Origin of the sequence: Rhizobium sp. BK112 (genome assembly GCF_014193215.1) — a bacterium.
Classification (GTDB): Bacteria; Pseudomonadota; Alphaproteobacteria; order Rhizobiales; family Rhizobiaceae; genus Rhizobium; species Rhizobium anhuiense.
The window spans coordinates 14,516-30,884 of record NZ_JACHYZ010000027.1; the positions used below are offsets into that span (position 1 = coordinate 14,516).

Sequence of the window (16,369 nt, forward strand, 5' to 3'; positions counted from 1 at the left end):
CTCCGAAGTTTCGGGAGGGGTTTGAGACCCTCCCGCCATGTTGCATCTCAGAAGAAGCCAAGGGCTTTCGGGCTGTAGCTCACCAGCATGTTCTTGGTCTGCTGGTAGTGGTCGAGCATCATCTTGTGGGTTTCACGCCCGATCCCCGATTGCTTGTAGCCGCCGAAGGCGGCATGGGCCGGGTAAGCGTGGTAGCAATTGGTCCAGACGCGGCCGGCCTGGATCTCGCGGCCGAAACGGTAGCAGCGATTGGCGTCTCGGCTCCAGACACCGGCGCCGAGGCCGTAGAGCGTGTCGTTGGCGATTTCGAGCGCCTCCTTCTCGTTCTTGAAGGTCGTGACCGAAACCACCGGTCCGAAGATCTCCTCTTGGAACACGCGCATCTTGTTGTGGCCCTTGAAGATCGTCGGCTTGACGTAATAGCCGTTCGCCAGTTCGCCGTCGAGATCGTTGCGCGAGCCGCCGGTCAGAACCTCCGCACCTTCCTGCTTGCCGATATCAAGATAGGCGAGGACCTTTTCCAGTTGCTCCGACGAAGCCTGGGCGCCGATCATCGTCGCGCTGTCGAGCGGGTTGCCCTGCTTGATCGCCTCGACGCGTTTGACGGCCTTTTCCATGAAGCGGTCGTAGATCGATTCCTGGACGAGGGCGCGGCTCGGGCAGGTGCAGACTTCTCCCTGGTTGAGGGCAAACATCGCAAAGCCTTCGAGCGCCTTGTCGAGGAAGTCGTCGTCATCAGCCATCACATCGGCGAAAAAGATGTTCGGCGATTTGCCGCCGAGCTCCAGCGTCACCGGAATGAGGTTCTGGCTGGCATATTGCATGATCAGCCGGCCAGTCGTCGTCTCGCCGGTGAAGGCGATCTTGGCGATGCGGGGGCTGGTCGCCAGCGGCTTGCCGGCTTCGAGGCCGAAGCCATTGACGATGTTGAGTACGCCGGGCGGCAGGAGATCGCCGACGAGTTCGGCCCAGAGCAGGATCGAGGCGGGCGTCTGCTCGGCGGGCTTCAGGACGACGCAGTTGCCGGCGGCAAGCGCCGGAGCAAGTTTCCATGTGGCCATCAGGATCGGGAAATTCCAGGGAATGATCTGGCCGACGACGCCGAGCGGTTCGTGGAAGTGATAGGCGATCGTATCATGGTCGATCTCGCCGATCGAACCTTCCTGGGCGCGGATGCAGGAAGCGAAATAGCGGAAGTGGTCGATCGCCAGCGGAATGTCGGCCGCCATGGTTTCGCGGATCGGCTTGCCATTGTCCCAGGTCTCGGCTTGGGCAAGCAGTTCCAGCTTGTCTTCCATGCGTTGGGCAATCTTCATGAGGATATTGGAGCGCTCGGCGGCGGAGGTGCGGGCCCATTTTTCCTTGGCCGCATGGGCAGCGTCGAGCGCAAGATTGATGTCTTTTTCATTTGAGCGGGGAATGTCGCAGAGCTTGCCGCCGGTGACGGGCGTGACGTTTTCGAAGTATTTGCCTTCGACCGGCTCGCGCCATTCGCCGCCGATATAATTGCCGTATTTCAGTTTGAACGGCGACTCGACGATTTTCTGATGAAGCATGTTATCCTCCCTTGATGATCCAGGTTCCCAAGCGAACCAGTGGGAGGAAAATGAATATGTTTTGGCGCAGGGACTAGGGTGGGTCTTCCATACCGCAGTGCACAGTGTCGCAGAGCTGCGACAGCATCGGGTCGCGAGTGCCGCAGCGGCGGAACCCTTGAGGCTGATCAGTGGAGATCGAGCTTCTTCATCTTCCTGTGCAGCGTAGCGCGGCTGATGCCGAGCGCGGTCGCCGCCCGTGAGACGTTGCCGCCGGCGCGCGACAGCGCCCGAAGCAGCGCTGCCTTCTCCGCCTCGATGATCTCATCCTGCTGCGAGACGCCAGCCTCATGCAGGGCATCGGCGGCCGGAATGCCGGCGGCGATGCGTCTGTCGTCCAGCTGCAACGCGATGCGGGCGGCGCGCGTCGCGCCGAGCACCAGATCGTGCCTGTCGACGGCGAGCAGAGCGGCGGCGGAATTGGCGCCGGCCGGGACCATGAGGAAACGGGCGCCTGTAAAGGCCGAACGGAAGAGGTTGAGCTCGATGCGCATCGCCGCATCGCGCACGGTTTGCGTCAGGATCGCCAGCGTCATCTCGTTGACGTCTTCGCGGCAGGTGGAGATATCAAGCGCCGCGGCTAGCCGGCCACGATGATCGCGGATCGGCGCCGTCGTGCAGCTGAGGCTGGTGTTCGAGCAGAAAAAATGCTGATCGCGGAATATGGCGACGGCACGCTCGTCTGCAAGTGCGGTGCCGATGCCGTTGGTGCCGATGCTCGCCTCTGTCCAGATCGAGCCGGTCCAGAGGCCGAGTTCGCGGAATTCCTTGTCGTCGCCGGCAGCTCCCCGGCGCTCCAGCGCGATGCCGTTCTTGTCGGTCAGAAGCAGGCAGCAGCCGGCTTTGCCGACGGTGGTAAAGAGACGATCGAGCTCTCCCGTCGCGCTGGCGATCAGCTGTTCGGATTGCTCGCGTGCATTGCGGAATTCCTGATCGGTAAGGCGCAGCGGTGCCCGTTCGTCCTCGGGCGCGAGCTGGTGCATGGTCATGCATCGACGCCATGAGGCGACGACCGGAGAACTGGCTGCGGCGGAATCGCGCTGGGCAGACGTGTAGACGTGCTCGGCGTGCGCTGAGTGTTCGTGCATCGGCTCCTCCCACCGAAGTTCAGCATAGTCTGATGGAAAAGCGGCCGGTTTGCAATTGCAAGTGTCGACGGCCATCCCCCCTTCGCCCCGGCAATCAGGGCACAATGCTGAAAAGCGTCAGCGATCTTTGCACGACATCATCCGTCATTTCATTGATCTAGATCCGGTTCGAGATCATCGGCATCGACCGCAACAGCCAGGCCTCGATGCCGCGCGCGGCCGCCCGGCCGGTCGCCAGGCAGGCGGTGAGAAGATAACCGCCTGTCGGTGCTTCCCAGTCGAGCATTTCGCCGGCGACGAAGGTGCCCGGCAGCGCCTTCAACATGTAGCCTTCGTCGATGCCGCTCCAACAGATGCCGCCGGCCGAGGAGATCGCTTCGGCGATCGGGCGGGTTTCGATCACCGGCACCGGCAGGGCCTTGATCAGGCCGGCCAGGCGTTCGGGATCTGTCCGGTCGCGCTCGGGCGCGAATTCGCGCAGCAGCGCGGCCTTGACGCCGTCGAGGCCGGCGCTCTTGCGCAGGCGGTTTGAAAAGCTGGATTTGGGGTCCTGCCGCGCAAGATCGTGGCGCAGCCTTTCGATGGTGCGGCCGGGTGCGAGATCGAGCGTCAGGACGGCGCTGCCATGGTTCAGCAGTTGGTCGCGGAGGCTGGCGGTATGGGCATAGATCAGGCTGCCCTCGATGCCGCTTCCGGTGATGACGAATTCGCCGGGAAGGGTGCCGACCTCGGAGGTTGCGGTGACCGATTTCACCGGCTCGCCGGCGAAACGCTCGCCGAAGTTTTCGCTCCAGTCGACGACGAAGCCGCAATTGGCGGGTTTGAAAGCCTCGATCTCAACGCCCCTTGCCGATAACAAGGGTAGCCAGCTTGCATCGGAGCCGAGGCGCGGCCAGCTTGCGCCACCGAGCGCCAGCAGGGCTGCGTCACAACGGATGATGCTGCGCCCTTCGGGCGTTTCGAAGACATAGCCGTCTTCAGCAAAACCGATCCAGCGATGGCGCGTGCGCAGCGTGACGCCCTGTGCTTCCAGCCGCCTGAGCCAGGCGCGCAGCAAAGGCGAGGCCTTCATCACCTTCGGGAAAACCCGGCCGGATGAGCCGACGAAGGTCTCGGCCCCGAGGCCTGCGGCCCAATCCCTGATATCATCTGGGGTAAAGGCATCAAGGGCGGCGCGTAGATGGACGGAGGCGGGGCCGAAACGCGTGGCGAAACGGGCATAATCCTCGGAATGGGTGATGTTGAGACCGGATTTGCCGGCCAGCAGGAACTTGCGGGCGAAGGTCGGCATGGCGTCGTAGACCGTCACCGCATGACCGGAACAGGAAAGCAGTTCGGCAGCCGCGAGACCCGCCGGGCCGCCGCCGATGATGGCAATCCGCTTCTGGTTCATAGAGGTCTTCGCCCGATTCTGTCTGCATTGAGTTTTGGCGCGGGCGCGGATCGCCTGCAAGGGCTGAGATCAGTGGTGCGGATGCGTGCACTGGCCGTGGTCGGCGAGAACCTCGATGACGCGGCATTGATCGACGCGGCCGTGGCCGCAGCCTTCCACCATGGTTTCCAGCTCGGCCTTCAGCGCCTTCAGGCTGCGGATGCGCTGCTCGACCTCGATGAGGCGGGCCTTGGCGATGGCGTCGGCCGAGGCGCAGGACTGGTGCGGATCATCTTGCAGGGTGAGCAGCGTGCGGATCGCCTCGATCTCAAAGCCGAGTTCGCGGGCGTGGCGGATGAAGGCGAGGCGGCTGACATCGGCCGGTTCGAAGGAGCGCTGGTTGCCCTCGCTGCGGCTCGGGGCGGCGAGCAGGCCAATGCTTTCATAGTAGCGCACTGTCGGCACCTTGACGCCGCTTTGGCGCGCGGCTTCGCCGATCGTGATCTTTTTCATGATTTTCCTCTTGCACCTCTAGTCGCTAGAGGATGTAGGAGAGATGCTTCTATTTGACAAGGAAGCGGATCATGGCTGAGAGCGAGACACGATACCGGGTCGGCGGCATGGATTGCGCCGCCTGCGCAAACAAGATCGATACCGCGGTCAGACGCGTAGCGGGTGTCGCCGATGTTTCCGTTTCGGTGATGGCGGGCACGATGACCGTCCGGCATGACGGCAGCAGCGATCTCAAGGCGATTGAAAGGAAAGTGACAGGGCTCGGCTATTCCGTCGCCCCGCTTGCCGGAAATGCTGCGCCTGTGCATGCCAGCCCGCAGCATCGTCACGACCATGGACATGATCACGACGACCACGCGAGCCATGACCATGACGGCCACGATCATGCGGGTCATGACCATCCGCACGATCACGGCGCGAAGGAAATCGAGGGGCTGCACGGACACGACCAAGCGCCGATGGCCGGTCCCTGGTGGCAGAGCCGGAAGGGCCGGCTGACCATCTTTTCGGGTGGCGCACTCGTTGCCGCCTATGCCGTCGGCCAACTCGTACCGGCGATTGGTTCTTATGCCTTCATCGTCGCCATGCTGATCGGGCTGGTGCCGATCGCGCGGCGCGCCGTCATGGCCGCCTTCTCGGGAACACCGTTTTCGATCGAGATGCTGATGACGATTGCTGCCGTTGGCGCCGTCATCATCAATGCCGGCGAGGAGGCGGCAACCGTCGTGTTCCTGTTCCTGGTCGGCGAGTTGCTGGAAGGGGTGGCGGCGGGCAAGGCACGCCAAAGCATCCAGTCGCTGGCGGCCCTGGTGCCGAAGAATGCGCTGCTCGAAGACAATGGCCAGACGCGGGAAGTGCCGGCGGAAAGCCTTGCTGTCGGCGCCATCATCATGGTGCGTCCGGGGGACCGGATTTCGGCGGACGGCATCATTGTTTCCGGCGAGAGTGCGATCGACGAGGCGCCGGTGACGGGGGAGAGCACGCCGGTGCGCAAGGGCGTCGATGCCGTCGTTTTTGCCGGCACGGTGAATGGCGATGCGGTGCTCAGGGTTCGCGTCACGGCGGCGGCCGCCGACAATACCATCGCCCGCGTCGTCAAATTGGTGGAGGAAGCGCAGGAATCGAAGGCGCCGACCGAACGCTTCATCGACCGCTTCTCGCGCTATTACACGCCCGGCGTGGTCGTGGTCGCAGCATTGGTTGCCATCGTTCCGCCGCTGCTGTTCGGCGGGTCGTGGGACGAATGGATCTACAAGGGCCTCGCCATCCTGCTGATCGGCTGCCCCTGTGCGCTTGTCATCTCGACGCCGGCGGCAATCGCCGCTGCGCTTTCGGCGGGGGCGCGGCGCGGGCTGCTGATGAAGGGCGGCGCGGTGCTGGAAACGCTCGGCAAGGTGACGATGGTCGCCTTCGACAAGACAGGCACGCTGACCGAGGGCAGGCCACAGGTGACCGACATCATTTCCTTCGGATTGAAGGAGGCGCAGGTGTTGTCGCGCGCGGCGGTGCTGGAGCAGGGATCCAGCCATCCCTTGGCCCTGGCTATCCTCAACCGCGCCAAAGCGGACGGCGTTCCCGTGCCGCCAGCCTTTGAGCTGGAAGCGCTGCCGGGCAAGGGTGTCAGCGGCAAGGTCGGCGGCGAGACGCTGGACCTGTTGTCGCCGCCGGCTGCCCGTGCGCTCGGGGCGCTCAGCGCGGAGCAGGATGCACGCATCACGGCGCTGAACGACGAGGGCAAGAGCGTATCGGTGCTGCTCGGCAACGGTATCGCGGCCGGCCTGATCGCCATGCGCGACGAGCCGCGCGAGGATGCCGAGGCCGGGCTCGCTACCCTCAAATCGGCAGGCGTCAAGGCGATGATGCTGACAGGCGACAACAAGCGGACGGCGGCAGCGGTGGCCGGCATGCTCGGCATCGACTGGCTCGGGGAGATGATGCCTGAGGACAAGCAGCGTGTTGTCGGCGAATTGAAGCGCCAGGGCTTCATCGTCGCCAAGGTCGGCGACGGCATCAACGATGCTCCGGCGCTGGCCGCTGCCGATATCGGCATCGCCATGGGCGGCGGCACCGATGTGGCGCTGGAGACCGCGGATGCCGCCGTGCTGCACGGACGCGTCGGCGACGTGGCGCGGATGATCGAACTTTCCAAACGCACGATGGGCAACATCCAGCAGAACATCAGCATCGCGCTGGGGCTGAAGGCGGTGTTCCTGGTGACGACGATCATGGGCATTACCGGGCTCTGGCCGGCGATCCTCGCCGATACCGGCGCCACTGTGCTGGTGACGATCAACGCGCTGCGGCTGCTTCGGATAAAGATATAAGCATTCCCCGACTTCATCCTCCGGCGCCCGTCACCGGCGGGATGTCCCATCGACGATTCGGGCCTGATCTCGAATCGAAATCTTTGGACCGGTCATAGGTCGGCTCCCCTCGTGGGGCTTCTCCACAGCCTGCTGTCTTTAAGCTTTGGTTATCCATGTTCTTCACAGGAATGTAGCGATTTCAAACCTGTCGTAACGCAACGCACAAACCATCCGTTGACGCGAATTTGGATTGGCGTACTATATCTAGTGTTCGAGGTTCCATCGATTCGTAAGGATCGATGGCTAAGACGGGAATTCGGTGCGCTTCGCCATCATGGCGCGGCAATGCCGGAGCTGCCCCCGCAACTGTAAGCGGTGAGCAACTGTCCGATTTCAGGTCACTGGAGCATGATGCTCCGGGAAGGCTGGGGCAGGGTGCATCGACCCGTGAGCCAGGAGACCTGCCTCGAACAAAACGTCCACGGGCGGGGTGTCCGGAAGGTCGCGTTTGCATGGCTGCGGGGATCTCCGCATCGCGTTTCGCAGGCCCGAACCTCCGCCCCTGAAACCTTCGCATTGAGCCACTTCGGGGTGAAGTCATGTCAGTATCTCAATTCAGGCTGCCACCCGCGCAATATAAAGGGCACGTCGCGCCCGGCGGCTGAACGAGCCGCATAGCTGCAAAATACAGAGCCTTTTCGACGGATATCGAGAGATTTCCGATCGATGTCCTGCGTCCCAATCGCGTCGTCACGAGGAATACTATGACCATTACCGTCTACAGCAAGCCTGCCTGCGTCCAGTGCACTGCCACCTACCGCGCCCTCGACCGTCTGGGTGTCGATTATGACATCGTCGATATCTCGCAGGATGCCGAAGCGCTCGATCGGGTCCGCAGCCTCGGCTACATGCAGGCGCCTGTCGTCATCGCCGGCGAGCAGCACTGGGCGGGCTTCCGCCCCGACATGATCAGCGCGCTCTCCTGAGTGAGGACAAGCGGTGGGGTTGATCGTCTATTATTCCAGCCGATCCGAAAATACCCATCGGTTCGTCGCCAAGCTCGGACTGCGCGCGGCGCGCATTCCGACCGGTGGCGTTGACGCGTTCCATATCCACGAACCCTTCGTGCTTGTTGTGCCGACTTATAGCGGCGACGGCGGCAAGGGTGCCGTTCCCAAGCAGGTGATTCGTTTCTTGAACGATGCGGAAAACCGAGGACACATCCGCGGCGTGATTGCCGCGGGCAACAGCAATTTCGGCGAGACATACGGGCTCGCCGGCGACGTGGTCTCGCGGAAATGCCTGGTGCCGTACCTCTACAGGTTCGAGCTCATGGGCACGGAAGACGACGTCGCCAACGTCAAACACGGGATGGAACGATTTTGGACACGGGAACAACTCTGACGCGGGATGCGGGCGCAAAACCGCATAACACTTTTGCTCATCCCGCAGGCCAACGCCCTTTGAAAGCGGCGGAAACGCTCGACTATCACGCGCTGAACGCCATGCTGAACCTCTATGACGAGGATGGGCGGATCCAGCTCGACAAGGATCGTTTGGCGGCCAAGCAGTATTTCCTGCAGCATGTGAACCAGAACACGGTGTTCTTTCACAATCTGAGGGAAAAGCTCGATTACCTCGTGACCGAGGGTTATTACGAGCAGGAGGTTCTCGACCAGTATTCCTTCAATTTCGTGCGAGACCTGTTCGACCAGGCCTATGCCAGGAAATTCCGTTTCCCGACCTTCCTCGGCGCCTTCAAATATTACACCAGCTATACGCTGAAGACCTTCGACGGAAAGCGCTATCTCGAGCGCTACGAGGACCGCATCTGCATGGTGGCGCTGGCGCTTGCGCGCGGCGACGAGGGCCTTGCCCGCGACATGGTGGACGAGATCATTTCCGGCCGTTTCCAGCCGGCGACGCCGACCTTCCTCAATGCCGGCAAGAAGCAGCGCGGAGAGCTGGTTTCCTGCTTCCTGCTGCGCGTCGAGGACAATATGGAATCGATCGGCCGGTCGATCAATTCGGCGCTGCAATTGTCGAAGCGCGGCGGCGGCGTGGCGCTGTCGCTGACCAATATCCGCGAGGCCGGCGCGCCGATCAAGCAGATCGAGAACCAGTCGTCTGGCATCATCCCGGTGATGAAGCTGCTCGAAGACAGTTTTTCCTATGCCAACCAGCTCGGGGCGCGGCAGGGCGCGGGTGCGGTCTATCTCAACGCCCATCACCCCGACATCATGCGCTTCCTCGATACCAAGCGTGAAAATGCCGACGAGAAGATCCGCATCAAGACGCTGTCGCTCGGCGTCGTCGTGCCCGACATCACCTTCGAGCTCGCCAAGAACAATGAAGACATGTACCTGTTCTCGCCCTATGACGTGGAACGCGTCTATGGCGCGCCTTTCACCGATATTTCGGTGACGGAAAAGTACCGCGAGATGGTGGCGGATGCCCGCATTTCAAAGAAGAAGATCAAGGCGCGCGAATTCTTCCAGGTGCTTGCCGAAATCCAGTTCGAGAGCGGCTACCCCTATATCATGTTCGAGGACACGGTGAATCGGGCGAACCCGATCGCCGGGCGCATCTCGATGAGCAATCTCTGCTCGGAGATCCTGCAGGTGAGCGAGGCCAGCGAATACAATGACGACCTCTCCTACAAATATCTTGGCAAGGATATTTCCTGCAATCTCGGCTCGCTGAACATCGCCGCGGCCATGGATTCGGCCGATTTCGGCAAGACGATCGAGACGTCGATCCGGGCGCTGACGGCCGTTTCCGACATGAGCCACATTTCCTCGGTTCCCTCGATCGAGAAGGGCAATGAGGAGAGCCATGCGATCGGCCTTGGCCAGATGAACCTGCACGGCTATCTCGCCCGCGAACGCATCTTCTATGGCTCGGAGGAAGGCGTCGATTTCACCAACATCTATTTCTATACGGTCACCTATCACGCGATCCGCGCTTCGAACCTCTTGGCGGTCGAACGCGGCACGAGCTTCAAGGGCTTCGAGAATTCGAAATATGCTTCCGGCGACTATTTCGACAAATATACTGACCAGCTCTGGGAGCCGGCGACGGAGAAGGTCAGGGCGCTGTTCGAGACGGCGGGCATCCATATTCCGACAAGGGAGGACTGGGCCGCGCTGAAGAAGGCGGTCATGGCCTCCGGCCTCTATAACCAGAACCTGCAGGCGGTGCCGCCGACAGGCTCGATCTCCTACATCAACCACTCGACCTCCTCGATCCACCCGATCGTCTCGAAGATCGAAATTCGCAAGGAAGGCAAGATCGGCCGCGTCTATTATCCGGCACCGTTCATGACCAACGACAATCTCGATTATTATCAGGATGCCTACGAGATCGGACCGGAGAAGATCATCGACACCTATGCGGCGGCGACCCAGCATGTCGACCAGGGGCTGTCGCTGACCTTGTTCTTTCGCGACACGGCGACGACGCGCGATATCAACAGGGCGCAGATCCATGCCTGGAAGAAGGGCATCAAGACGATCTACTACATCCGCCTTCGCCAAATGGCGCTGTCCGGCACTGAGGTGCAGGGCTGTGTGTCTTGTACGCTGTGAGTTGATTTCGGCCGCGAGCCTTTAAGCAAATGGCCCCCGCATCCGCCTGCCGGCACCTTCTCCCCTATGGGGAGAAGACATTTGCGGCAGGCGCGACATCCCCTCTCCCCTCGGGGAGAGGGCAGGGTGAGGGGGCTCCGAGCGCCATCAGATCTATTGAGGACATAATCACCATGAACATCGCCGTAAAGCCGATCAGCCGCGTGCGCGCCGTCAACTGGAACCGTATCGAGGACGATAAGGATCTCGAAGTCTGGAACCGGCTCACCGGCAATTTCTGGCTGCCGGAAAAGGTGCCGCTTTCGAACGACATTCCTTCCTGGGCGACGCTGACGTCGGTCGAGCAGCAACTGACCATCCGCGTCTTCACCGGGTTGACGCTGCTCGACACGATCCAGAATGGCGTCGGTTCCATAAGGCTGATGGAAGATGCGGCAACGCCGCATGAGGAGGCGGTGCTTTCCAACGTCTCCTTCATGGAGGCTGTGCATGCGCGCTCCTATTCCTCGATCTTCTCGACGCTGTGCTCGACGCCCGATGTCGACGATGCCTATCGCTGGTCGGAGGAGAATGAATTCCTGCAGCGGAAATCGGCGCTGATCATGGAGCAGTACGGCTCCGGCGATCCGCTGAAGAAGAAGGTCGCGAGCGTCTTCCTCGAAAGCTTCCTGTTCTATTCCGGCTTCTACCTGCCGATGTACTGGTCGAGCCGCGCCAAGCTGACCAATACGGCCGACATGATCCGCCTCATCATCCGCGACGAGGCGGTGCACGGCTATTATATCGGCTACAAGTTCCAGCGCGGGCTGGAGCGGCTCGGCGAGGAGAGAAGGCAGGAGATCAAGGATTTCGCCTTCGAGCTGCTGCTCGAACTCTACGATAACGAGGCCAGATATACCGAAGCGCTCTATGACGGCGTCGGGCTGACCGAGGACGTCAAGAAGTTCCTGCACTACAATGCCAACAAGGCGCTGATGAACCTCGGCTATGAGGCGCTTTTCCCGGCTGATGCCTGCAAGGTCAACCCGGCGATCCTGTCGGCACTTTCGCCGAATGCCGACGAGAACCACGACTTCTTCTCAGGCTCCGGCTCCTCCTATGTCATCGGCAAGGCTGTGGCGACCGAGGACGAGGACTGGGATTTCTGAGGTTTGATCGCCGTCTCCCCTTATCATTTGCTTCCCTATCGCCCACATTCAGCGGAAACTAAATTCAGTACTCGCCGATATGGCGCAGCAGGAGTTTTTGATGTCGTCTCTTTTGGACAAGGCCGGGACTACCGTCGAAGCGGATGATGGCGTCTGGCCGATCCGCAGGAGACGGATCCTCGACTGGCTGGTGAACGAGACGCGCGGCGAGCGGTTCATCGACAACATCCTGGTGGAGATGTGCGAGAAGCTATTGGCATCAGGGGTGCCGGTGGCGCGCGCGACATTGCATTTCAGGACGAACCATCCGCAATGGATTGGCGCCCGCATCCTCTGGAAGGAGGGTCTGACGGAGGCGAAGATCAACACTTTCGCCTATGGTGTCGAAAATACCCCGGAGTTCCTGAAAAGTCCCGTCAATGCGATCCATCAGGGTGCGGAGGAGGTGCGCAAACAGCTGGAAGACACAGCCGACGGCGACGAGGATTCATTCTATCAGGAACTGCGCGACGACGGTCTCACGGAGTATATCGCCTGGCCGGTCGAGCATACGTTCGGCAAACGGCACGTCGCGACATTTTCCACCAGCCGGCCGGGCGGTTTTACGAATGATCATATCGATTCCCTGCGCGACCTGCTGCCGGCCCTGACCCTCGTCAGCGAAATCCGGCTGAAGAACATCATGGCGCGCACGCTGCTGCAGACCTATGTGGGACCGCATGCGAGCGAGCAGATCCTGTCGGGTGTTACGACGCGTGGCAGCGGCGCGACCGTCGGCGCGGCGATCATGATCTGCGATCTGCGCGACTTTACGGCGATTTCGGATCTCTGGCCGCGCGACGACGTCATCCATCTGCTCAACGATTATTTCGACGCTATGTCCGACCCGATCGAGCGCTATGGCGGAGAGATCCTGAAGTTCATGGGCGACGGCTTGCTGGCGATCTTCCCGCTGAGCAAGGAAACGGCCTGTCATGATCTGCTGCAGGCGATCCGTGAGGGCCAGGAGTTGATGGCGCAATTGAACCAGCAGCATGCGAGCAATGGGCGCGAACCGCTGCGCTACGGCGTCGGCGTGCATGTCGGCGATGTCATGTACGGCAATATCGGCTCGCGCCGGCGGCTGGATTTCACCGTCATCGGGCCGGCGGTCAATGTCGCCTCGCGGCTGGAAAGCCTGACCAAGGAGGTCAAGCGTCCGGTGCTGCTATCGCGGGCCTTCGTCGAAATGGCGGGCTGCGCGGAGGAGATGGACAGTCTCGGCACCTTCCCGCTGCGCGGGCTCGGCGAACCGGTCGATGTCTTCGCCTTTCCAGAGGGCAGGTAGCTCAGACCCCTCGCTTGTTTCCCCAAAGCAGCACGTGCAGTTGAGGCAGCACGCGGGCTGCAAACCATTGGTCCGCCGTCACCTTGTCGACAAGCCAGTGCATCCGATCCATCACACCGTCGATATCAATGCGGGCGTCGTCATCGTCGGGCGGCGGCGGGGTGTGGTTGCCGGGTTGGAGGAACAGGGGAATTTGCGGATAGCGCTCACCTGCCCGTCGGGCGAATGCGTAGTCGGCATCGTCGAAGACGACGATCTTCAGGACGATCTCGGGGCCGCTGGCGGCTAGGTGAAGACAGTGGTCCACCTGGTCCCAATCCGTCGGCATGCCGCTGGATGGCGGTTTGGGGCTGATGACCAGGACGTCGAGATCGCGAAACCAGGCCTGGGCTATGCTTCCCTGCGTTTCCAGTGCAAAGCGGTATCCTTGGGAATGGCCAAGTTCGATCAGCGGCCTTAAGGGTTGTATCGCCGGATTGCCTCCGGAAAGGGAAACCGTCAGTGGCTTTGCCCCGGAGAGTTCGGTGACCTTATGCCAGATCGCCTCGGGGGACATCGGAATCCATTGATCGCGGAACGCGCTGTCGACCGCGTGCAGGCTGTCGCACCAGGAACATCGATAATCACAGCCGCCTGTTCTGACGAACACCGTCGGCAGCCCGATCAAGGCGCCTTCACCCTGGATGGTCGGGCCAAAGATCTCGCTGACGCGAATGGTTCCGCCACTCACGGTCTGTACTCCGCCCAGGTTTTCGGCGTCTCGCTGACGCGAACGGACGATGTCTCCGGGAAGCGCTGCTTGCACCAGTCGTAAAAGTGCCTTGCCAGGAACTCGGAGGTGACTTTCGAATGGCCGAAGACGTCGTTCAGGTGCCGATGATCGAAGGTTTCGTCTATATAGCGCTTGAGCGACGAGAGGTCGTGGTAGTCACGAACGAAGCCGTCATCATTCAGGCTTTCGGCGGAGAGCTCGATGACCACAATGTAGTTGTGGCCGTGGAGCCGAGCGCATTGATGGTCGGCGGGCAGATGATCCAGCTGATGGGAGGCGGAGAGGTGAAACTCCTTGGTGATGCGGTACATCAACGCGCCTCCGTCGCCGAATATTGGGACAGGGCCGCTTTCCAGAAGTCCCGGTCATCGTACTCCGTCGGATCGGGAACGCCGGCCAGATGGAAGGCCTCGCGGCGTTCGACGCAGGTTCCGCAGCGCCCGCAGTGGAGCCTGCCGCCCTTGTAGCAGGACCATGTTTCCGAAAACGGCGTGCCGTGTTTTTCGCCGTCAACCACGATCGCCGCTTTGGGAACATCGACATACGGTGCAAGCAATTTCACGCTGGCATAACCCTCCAGCGCTTCGTTCTGCATGCGCTGGAAGGCGTCGATGAAGCCCGGCCGACAGTCGGGGTAAATGAAGTGGTCGCCACCATGCACGGCGACGGCAACGGCATCTGCCTTTTGCGCTGCCGCCAGACCGAAGGCGATGGCCAGCATGATGGCGTTGCGGTTCGGGACGACCGTGGCTTTCATGGTCTCCTCGGCATAGTGGCCGTCGGGAACCTCGACATTGTCGGTCAGGGCCGATCCGCTGAGATGGCCGCCGATGCTGGCAATGTCGATAATATGATGGGGAACGGAAAGGCGTGCGGCACACTTCGCGGCGAATTCGAGTTCCTTGCGATGCCGTTGGCCGTAGTCGAAGGAGATTAGGCCGATAAGCTGTTTTTCCGCGGCTATCCTGTGGGCAAGCGAAACGGAGTCCAGTCCGCCGGAGCAGACGACGATGGTTTTCATATTTTGGATCCCTTGTTTTGACCGGGTGGGCTGCGACCGGATTACGCGGTGCTTCTAGGACAAATCACGCGTCATGCAAACAGTTTTAAGAGGTCGGCCGTCACAGCCGAGCGGTTAACCGACCGGAAAGTTGATCTGCGGCGGCAGCAGAAGCTGCAGATCTTCGGCGTCCGGATTGTTGATGCGCTGCAGCAGCATGCGGCCGAGATCCTCGCCGGCGGCCGTCAGGTCCTCGTGGATCGTGTCGACCTTCGGCTGCAACTGGCTGAGAAGGCGGGACGTCTCCTTGGCGACGATATCGTAATCGATGGCCAGTAAACGGCCGGCATCGCTCATGCCGCTGATGACGGCGAGCGCCGAAACTTCGCCGGGACAGATGAAACCGTCAGGAGCATCCGGGGCATCAGCGCGGCCGCGAATGAAGTCGCGCAGCACACCCGCCGGTGTATCGAGATCGATGGCCTCAGGGATCTCATAGGCGATGCCTGCTTCGCGCACCGCCGTCATGAAACCATGCAGAATATGCTGGCAGAAGGTCAGCCGTTTCGGCGGCAGGATCACCGCCACCTTTCTGCGGCCCTTGGCGATCAGCCGGCGCGTCGCCTCATAGGCAAAGGTGAAATTGTCATAGTCGACATAGGGGTGCGGCGTCGAAAATTCGGTGCGGCCGTGACAGATGAAGGGAAAGCCGGTTTCGAGCAGGAGGCGGACACGGGCATCGAGCGGTTCGGTGCGTGTGAAGATCAGCCCGTCGGCGAGGTGGTTGCGGATAATGTATTCGGCGGCTTCGACGTCGGTCGTCGACAGGAAGTTCGGGGCGACGACTAGATGGTAGGCGGTCTCTTTCAGCGCCTTGGCGATGCCGTACATGATCGAGGTGCTGAAGCCGACCACCTCCTCGTGCGAATCGAGCAGAATGGCGATGACGTTGGTGCGGCCGGTCTTCAGACGCTGCGCGGCCCGGTCGGGGAGATAGCCGATCTCGCGGGCGATACGGTGCACGCGTTGACGGGTCTCCAGCGAAATCTGCGGCGCGTCGGAAAGCGCCCGTGACACCGTCGTCACGGCAAGACCGGCGATCGTGGCGATCGTTCGCAAGGTCGGCTTGCCGCGCCTGTGTGCGATATCGAAATTTTCGCCGCGTTGCGGCCGGGACGGTTCGGTCACCCTGAGCTTTCCATGGTGGATTTGCCGACACAATAACACGATGAATCCGGCACGCAATCAACGAATGAAAACGTTTTAAATTTTTACGTTTTGTTAATCTTATAGAAAATATCTATTAATTTCAATGCAATGTCGAAATAACCATATTTTTCTCGACAGTCGAGAAAGGACTTGACGATCAAAGAGTTATAACGTTTTAAATTAGCAACCGCGCGGAGGAGCGCGGTCGTATGTCGACCGCCACAATGGGTGGAAAACATCGGGCGGCAGGGAGGGTCCCGCCGCCGATTTGCAAATGGGAGGAAATTCATGCGCAAGTTTTTGAGCTCGGCAGCGATTGCTGTCGTGATGATGGCCGGCCTGAGCGCAGCGCAGGCTGCCGACGTGAAGGAAGTGCAGATGCTGCACTGGTGGACGTCGGGCGGCGAGGCAGCGGCGCTGAATGTTCTGAAGCAGGATCTGTCGAAGGAAGG

At 61.2% G+C, this 16,369-nt stretch carries 14 protein-coding genes, 1 pseudogene and 1 riboswitch; of the genes and pseudogenes, 7 read left to right on the forward strand and 8 right to left on the reverse strand.

Annotated elements, in window-relative coordinates:
* Positions 1 to 47: 47 nt before the first annotated feature.
* From adh to FHT75_RS34895, 4 genes are all read right to left on the reverse strand, one after another.
* A complete protein-coding gene (adh, locus tag FHT75_RS34880) occupies positions 48 to 1,556 on the reverse strand; it encodes an aldehyde dehydrogenase (RefSeq protein WP_028755609.1) in 1,509 nt (502 codons plus the stop codon).
* Between the two features lie 167 nt (positions 1,557 to 1,723).
* On the reverse strand, positions 1,724 to 2,683 hold the full coding sequence (locus tag FHT75_RS34885; RefSeq protein ID WP_028755610.1) for a helix-turn-helix domain-containing protein: 960 nt from the start codon (positions 2,681 to 2,683) through the stop codon (positions 1,724 to 1,726).
* A gap of 157 nt (positions 2,684 to 2,840) precedes the next feature.
* On the reverse strand, positions 2,841 to 4,076 hold the full coding sequence (locus tag FHT75_RS34890) for a TIGR03862 family flavoprotein (protein WP_028755611.1): 1,236 nt from the start codon (positions 4,074 to 4,076) through the stop codon (positions 2,841 to 2,843).
* A gap of 69 nt (positions 4,077 to 4,145) precedes the next feature.
* A complete protein-coding gene (locus FHT75_RS34895; protein ID WP_028755612.1) occupies positions 4,146 to 4,568 on the reverse strand; it encodes a MerR family transcriptional regulator in 423 nt (140 codons plus the stop codon).
* Between the two features lie 71 nt (positions 4,569 to 4,639).
* Here FHT75_RS34895 and FHT75_RS34900 point away from each other — a divergent pair, with 71 nt between their 5' ends.
* The 6 genes from FHT75_RS34900 to FHT75_RS34925 all read left to right on the forward strand — a co-directional run bounded on the left by FHT75_RS34900 (position 4,640) and on the right by FHT75_RS34925 (position 12,936).
* On the forward strand, positions 4,640 to 6,892 hold the full coding sequence (locus tag FHT75_RS34900; protein WP_028755613.1) for a heavy metal translocating P-type ATPase: 2,253 nt from the start codon (positions 4,640 to 4,642) through the stop codon (positions 6,890 to 6,892).
* Positions 6,893 to 7,131: 239 nt separating this feature from the next.
* A riboswitch (cobalamin riboswitch) is annotated at positions 7,132 to 7,358 on the forward strand.
* Positions 7,359 to 7,638: 280 nt separating this feature from the next.
* Complete coding sequence (gene nrdH / locus FHT75_RS34905; protein ID WP_018243700.1) at positions 7,639 to 7,860, forward strand: glutaredoxin-like protein NrdH; 222 nt, start codon at positions 7,639 to 7,641, stop codon at positions 7,858 to 7,860.
* A 13-nt stretch (positions 7,861 to 7,873) separates the two neighbouring features.
* Positions 7,874 to 8,278 carry a class Ib ribonucleoside-diphosphate reductase assembly flavoprotein NrdI gene (gene nrdI, locus FHT75_RS34910; RefSeq protein WP_028755614.1) on the forward strand — a complete coding sequence of 135 codons (405 nt, stop codon included), beginning with the start codon at positions 7,874 to 7,876 and terminating at the stop codon, positions 8,276 to 8,278.
* Entirely contained in the window at positions 8,257 to 10,461 is a 2,205-nt protein-coding gene (gene nrdE / locus FHT75_RS34915) for a class 1b ribonucleoside-diphosphate reductase subunit alpha (protein WP_028755615.1), read from the forward strand. The genes nrdI and nrdE overlap by 22 nt, the downstream gene beginning before the upstream one ends.
* 173 nt (positions 10,462 to 10,634) lie before the next feature.
* Entirely contained in the window at positions 10,635 to 11,609 is a 975-nt protein-coding gene (nrdF, locus tag FHT75_RS34920; protein ID WP_028755616.1) for a class 1b ribonucleoside-diphosphate reductase subunit beta, read from the forward strand.
* 100 nt (positions 11,610 to 11,709) lie between these two features.
* Positions 11,710 to 12,936 (forward strand): adenylate/guanylate cyclase domain-containing protein, encoded by a 1,227-nt coding sequence (locus FHT75_RS34925; RefSeq protein WP_028755617.1) that lies wholly within the window; start codon positions 11,710 to 11,712, stop codon positions 12,934 to 12,936.
* A 1-nt stretch (position 12,937) separates the two neighbouring features.
* Here FHT75_RS34925 and queE read toward each other — a convergent pair whose 3' ends face one another.
* The 4 genes from queE to FHT75_RS34945 all read right to left on the reverse strand — a co-directional run bounded on the left by queE (position 12,938) and on the right by FHT75_RS34945 (position 15,896).
* The gene (gene queE / locus FHT75_RS34930; RefSeq protein ID WP_028755618.1) at positions 12,938 to 13,666 is read right to left on the reverse strand and encodes a 7-carboxy-7-deazaguanine synthase QueE; all 729 of its coding nucleotides are present in this window, start codon (positions 13,664 to 13,666) and stop codon (positions 12,938 to 12,940) included.
* The gene (gene queD / locus FHT75_RS34935; RefSeq protein WP_028755619.1) at positions 13,663 to 14,019 is read right to left on the reverse strand and encodes a 6-carboxytetrahydropterin synthase QueD; all 357 of its coding nucleotides are present in this window, start codon (positions 14,017 to 14,019) and stop codon (positions 13,663 to 13,665) included. Before queD ends, queE begins: the two co-directional genes overlap by 4 nt.
* On the reverse strand, positions 14,019 to 14,729 hold the full coding sequence (queC, locus tag FHT75_RS34940) for a 7-cyano-7-deazaguanine synthase QueC (RefSeq protein WP_028755620.1): 711 nt from the start codon (positions 14,727 to 14,729) through the stop codon (positions 14,019 to 14,021). Before queC ends, queD begins: the two co-directional genes overlap by 1 nt.
* Positions 14,730 to 14,843: 114 nt before the next feature.
* The gene (locus FHT75_RS34945) at positions 14,844 to 15,896 is read right to left on the reverse strand and encodes a substrate-binding domain-containing protein (RefSeq protein WP_028755621.1); all 1,053 of its coding nucleotides are present in this window, start codon (positions 15,894 to 15,896) and stop codon (positions 14,844 to 14,846) included.
* A gap of 309 nt (positions 15,897 to 16,205) precedes the next feature.
* On the opposite strand from FHT75_RS34945, the pseudogene FHT75_RS34950 reads away from it, so the two are divergent.
* Positions 16,206 to 16,369, forward strand: a pseudogene (locus tag FHT75_RS34950) (sugar ABC transporter substrate-binding protein); the annotation flags it as partial.

What these genes read in the sequence shown, in the direction of transcription:
- adh (WP_028755609.1), bottom strand. Translation starts at nt 1,556, where the DNA reads ATGCTTCATCAGAAAATCGTCGAGTCGCCGTTCAAACTGAAATACGGC.
- FHT75_RS34885 (WP_028755610.1), bottom strand. Translation starts at nt 2,683, where the DNA reads ATGCACGAACACTCAGCGCACGCCGAGCACGTCTACACGTCTGCCCAG.
- FHT75_RS34890 (WP_028755611.1), bottom strand. Translation starts at nt 4,076, where the DNA reads ATGAACCAGAAGCGGATTGCCATCATCGGCGGCGGCCCGGCGGGTCTC.
- FHT75_RS34895 (WP_028755612.1), bottom strand. Translation starts at nt 4,568, where the DNA reads ATGAAAAAGATCACGATCGGCGAAGCCGCGCGCCAAAGCGGCGTCAAG.
- FHT75_RS34900 (WP_028755613.1), top strand. Translation starts at nt 4,640, where the DNA reads ATGGCTGAGAGCGAGACACGATACCGGGTCGGCGGCATGGATTGCGCC.
- nrdH (WP_018243700.1), top strand. Translation starts at nt 7,639, where the DNA reads ATGACCATTACCGTCTACAGCAAGCCTGCCTGCGTCCAGTGCACTGCC.
- nrdF (WP_028755616.1), top strand. Translation starts at nt 10,635, where the DNA reads ATGAACATCGCCGTAAAGCCGATCAGCCGCGTGCGCGCCGTCAACTGG.
- FHT75_RS34925 (WP_028755617.1), top strand. Translation starts at nt 11,710, where the DNA reads ATGTCGTCTCTTTTGGACAAGGCCGGGACTACCGTCGAAGCGGATGAT.
- queD (WP_028755619.1), bottom strand. Translation starts at nt 14,019, where the DNA reads ATGTACCGCATCACCAAGGAGTTTCACCTCTCCGCCTCCCATCAGCTG.
- queC (WP_028755620.1), bottom strand. Translation starts at nt 14,729, where the DNA reads ATGAAAACCATCGTCGTCTGCTCCGGCGGACTGGACTCCGTTTCGCTT.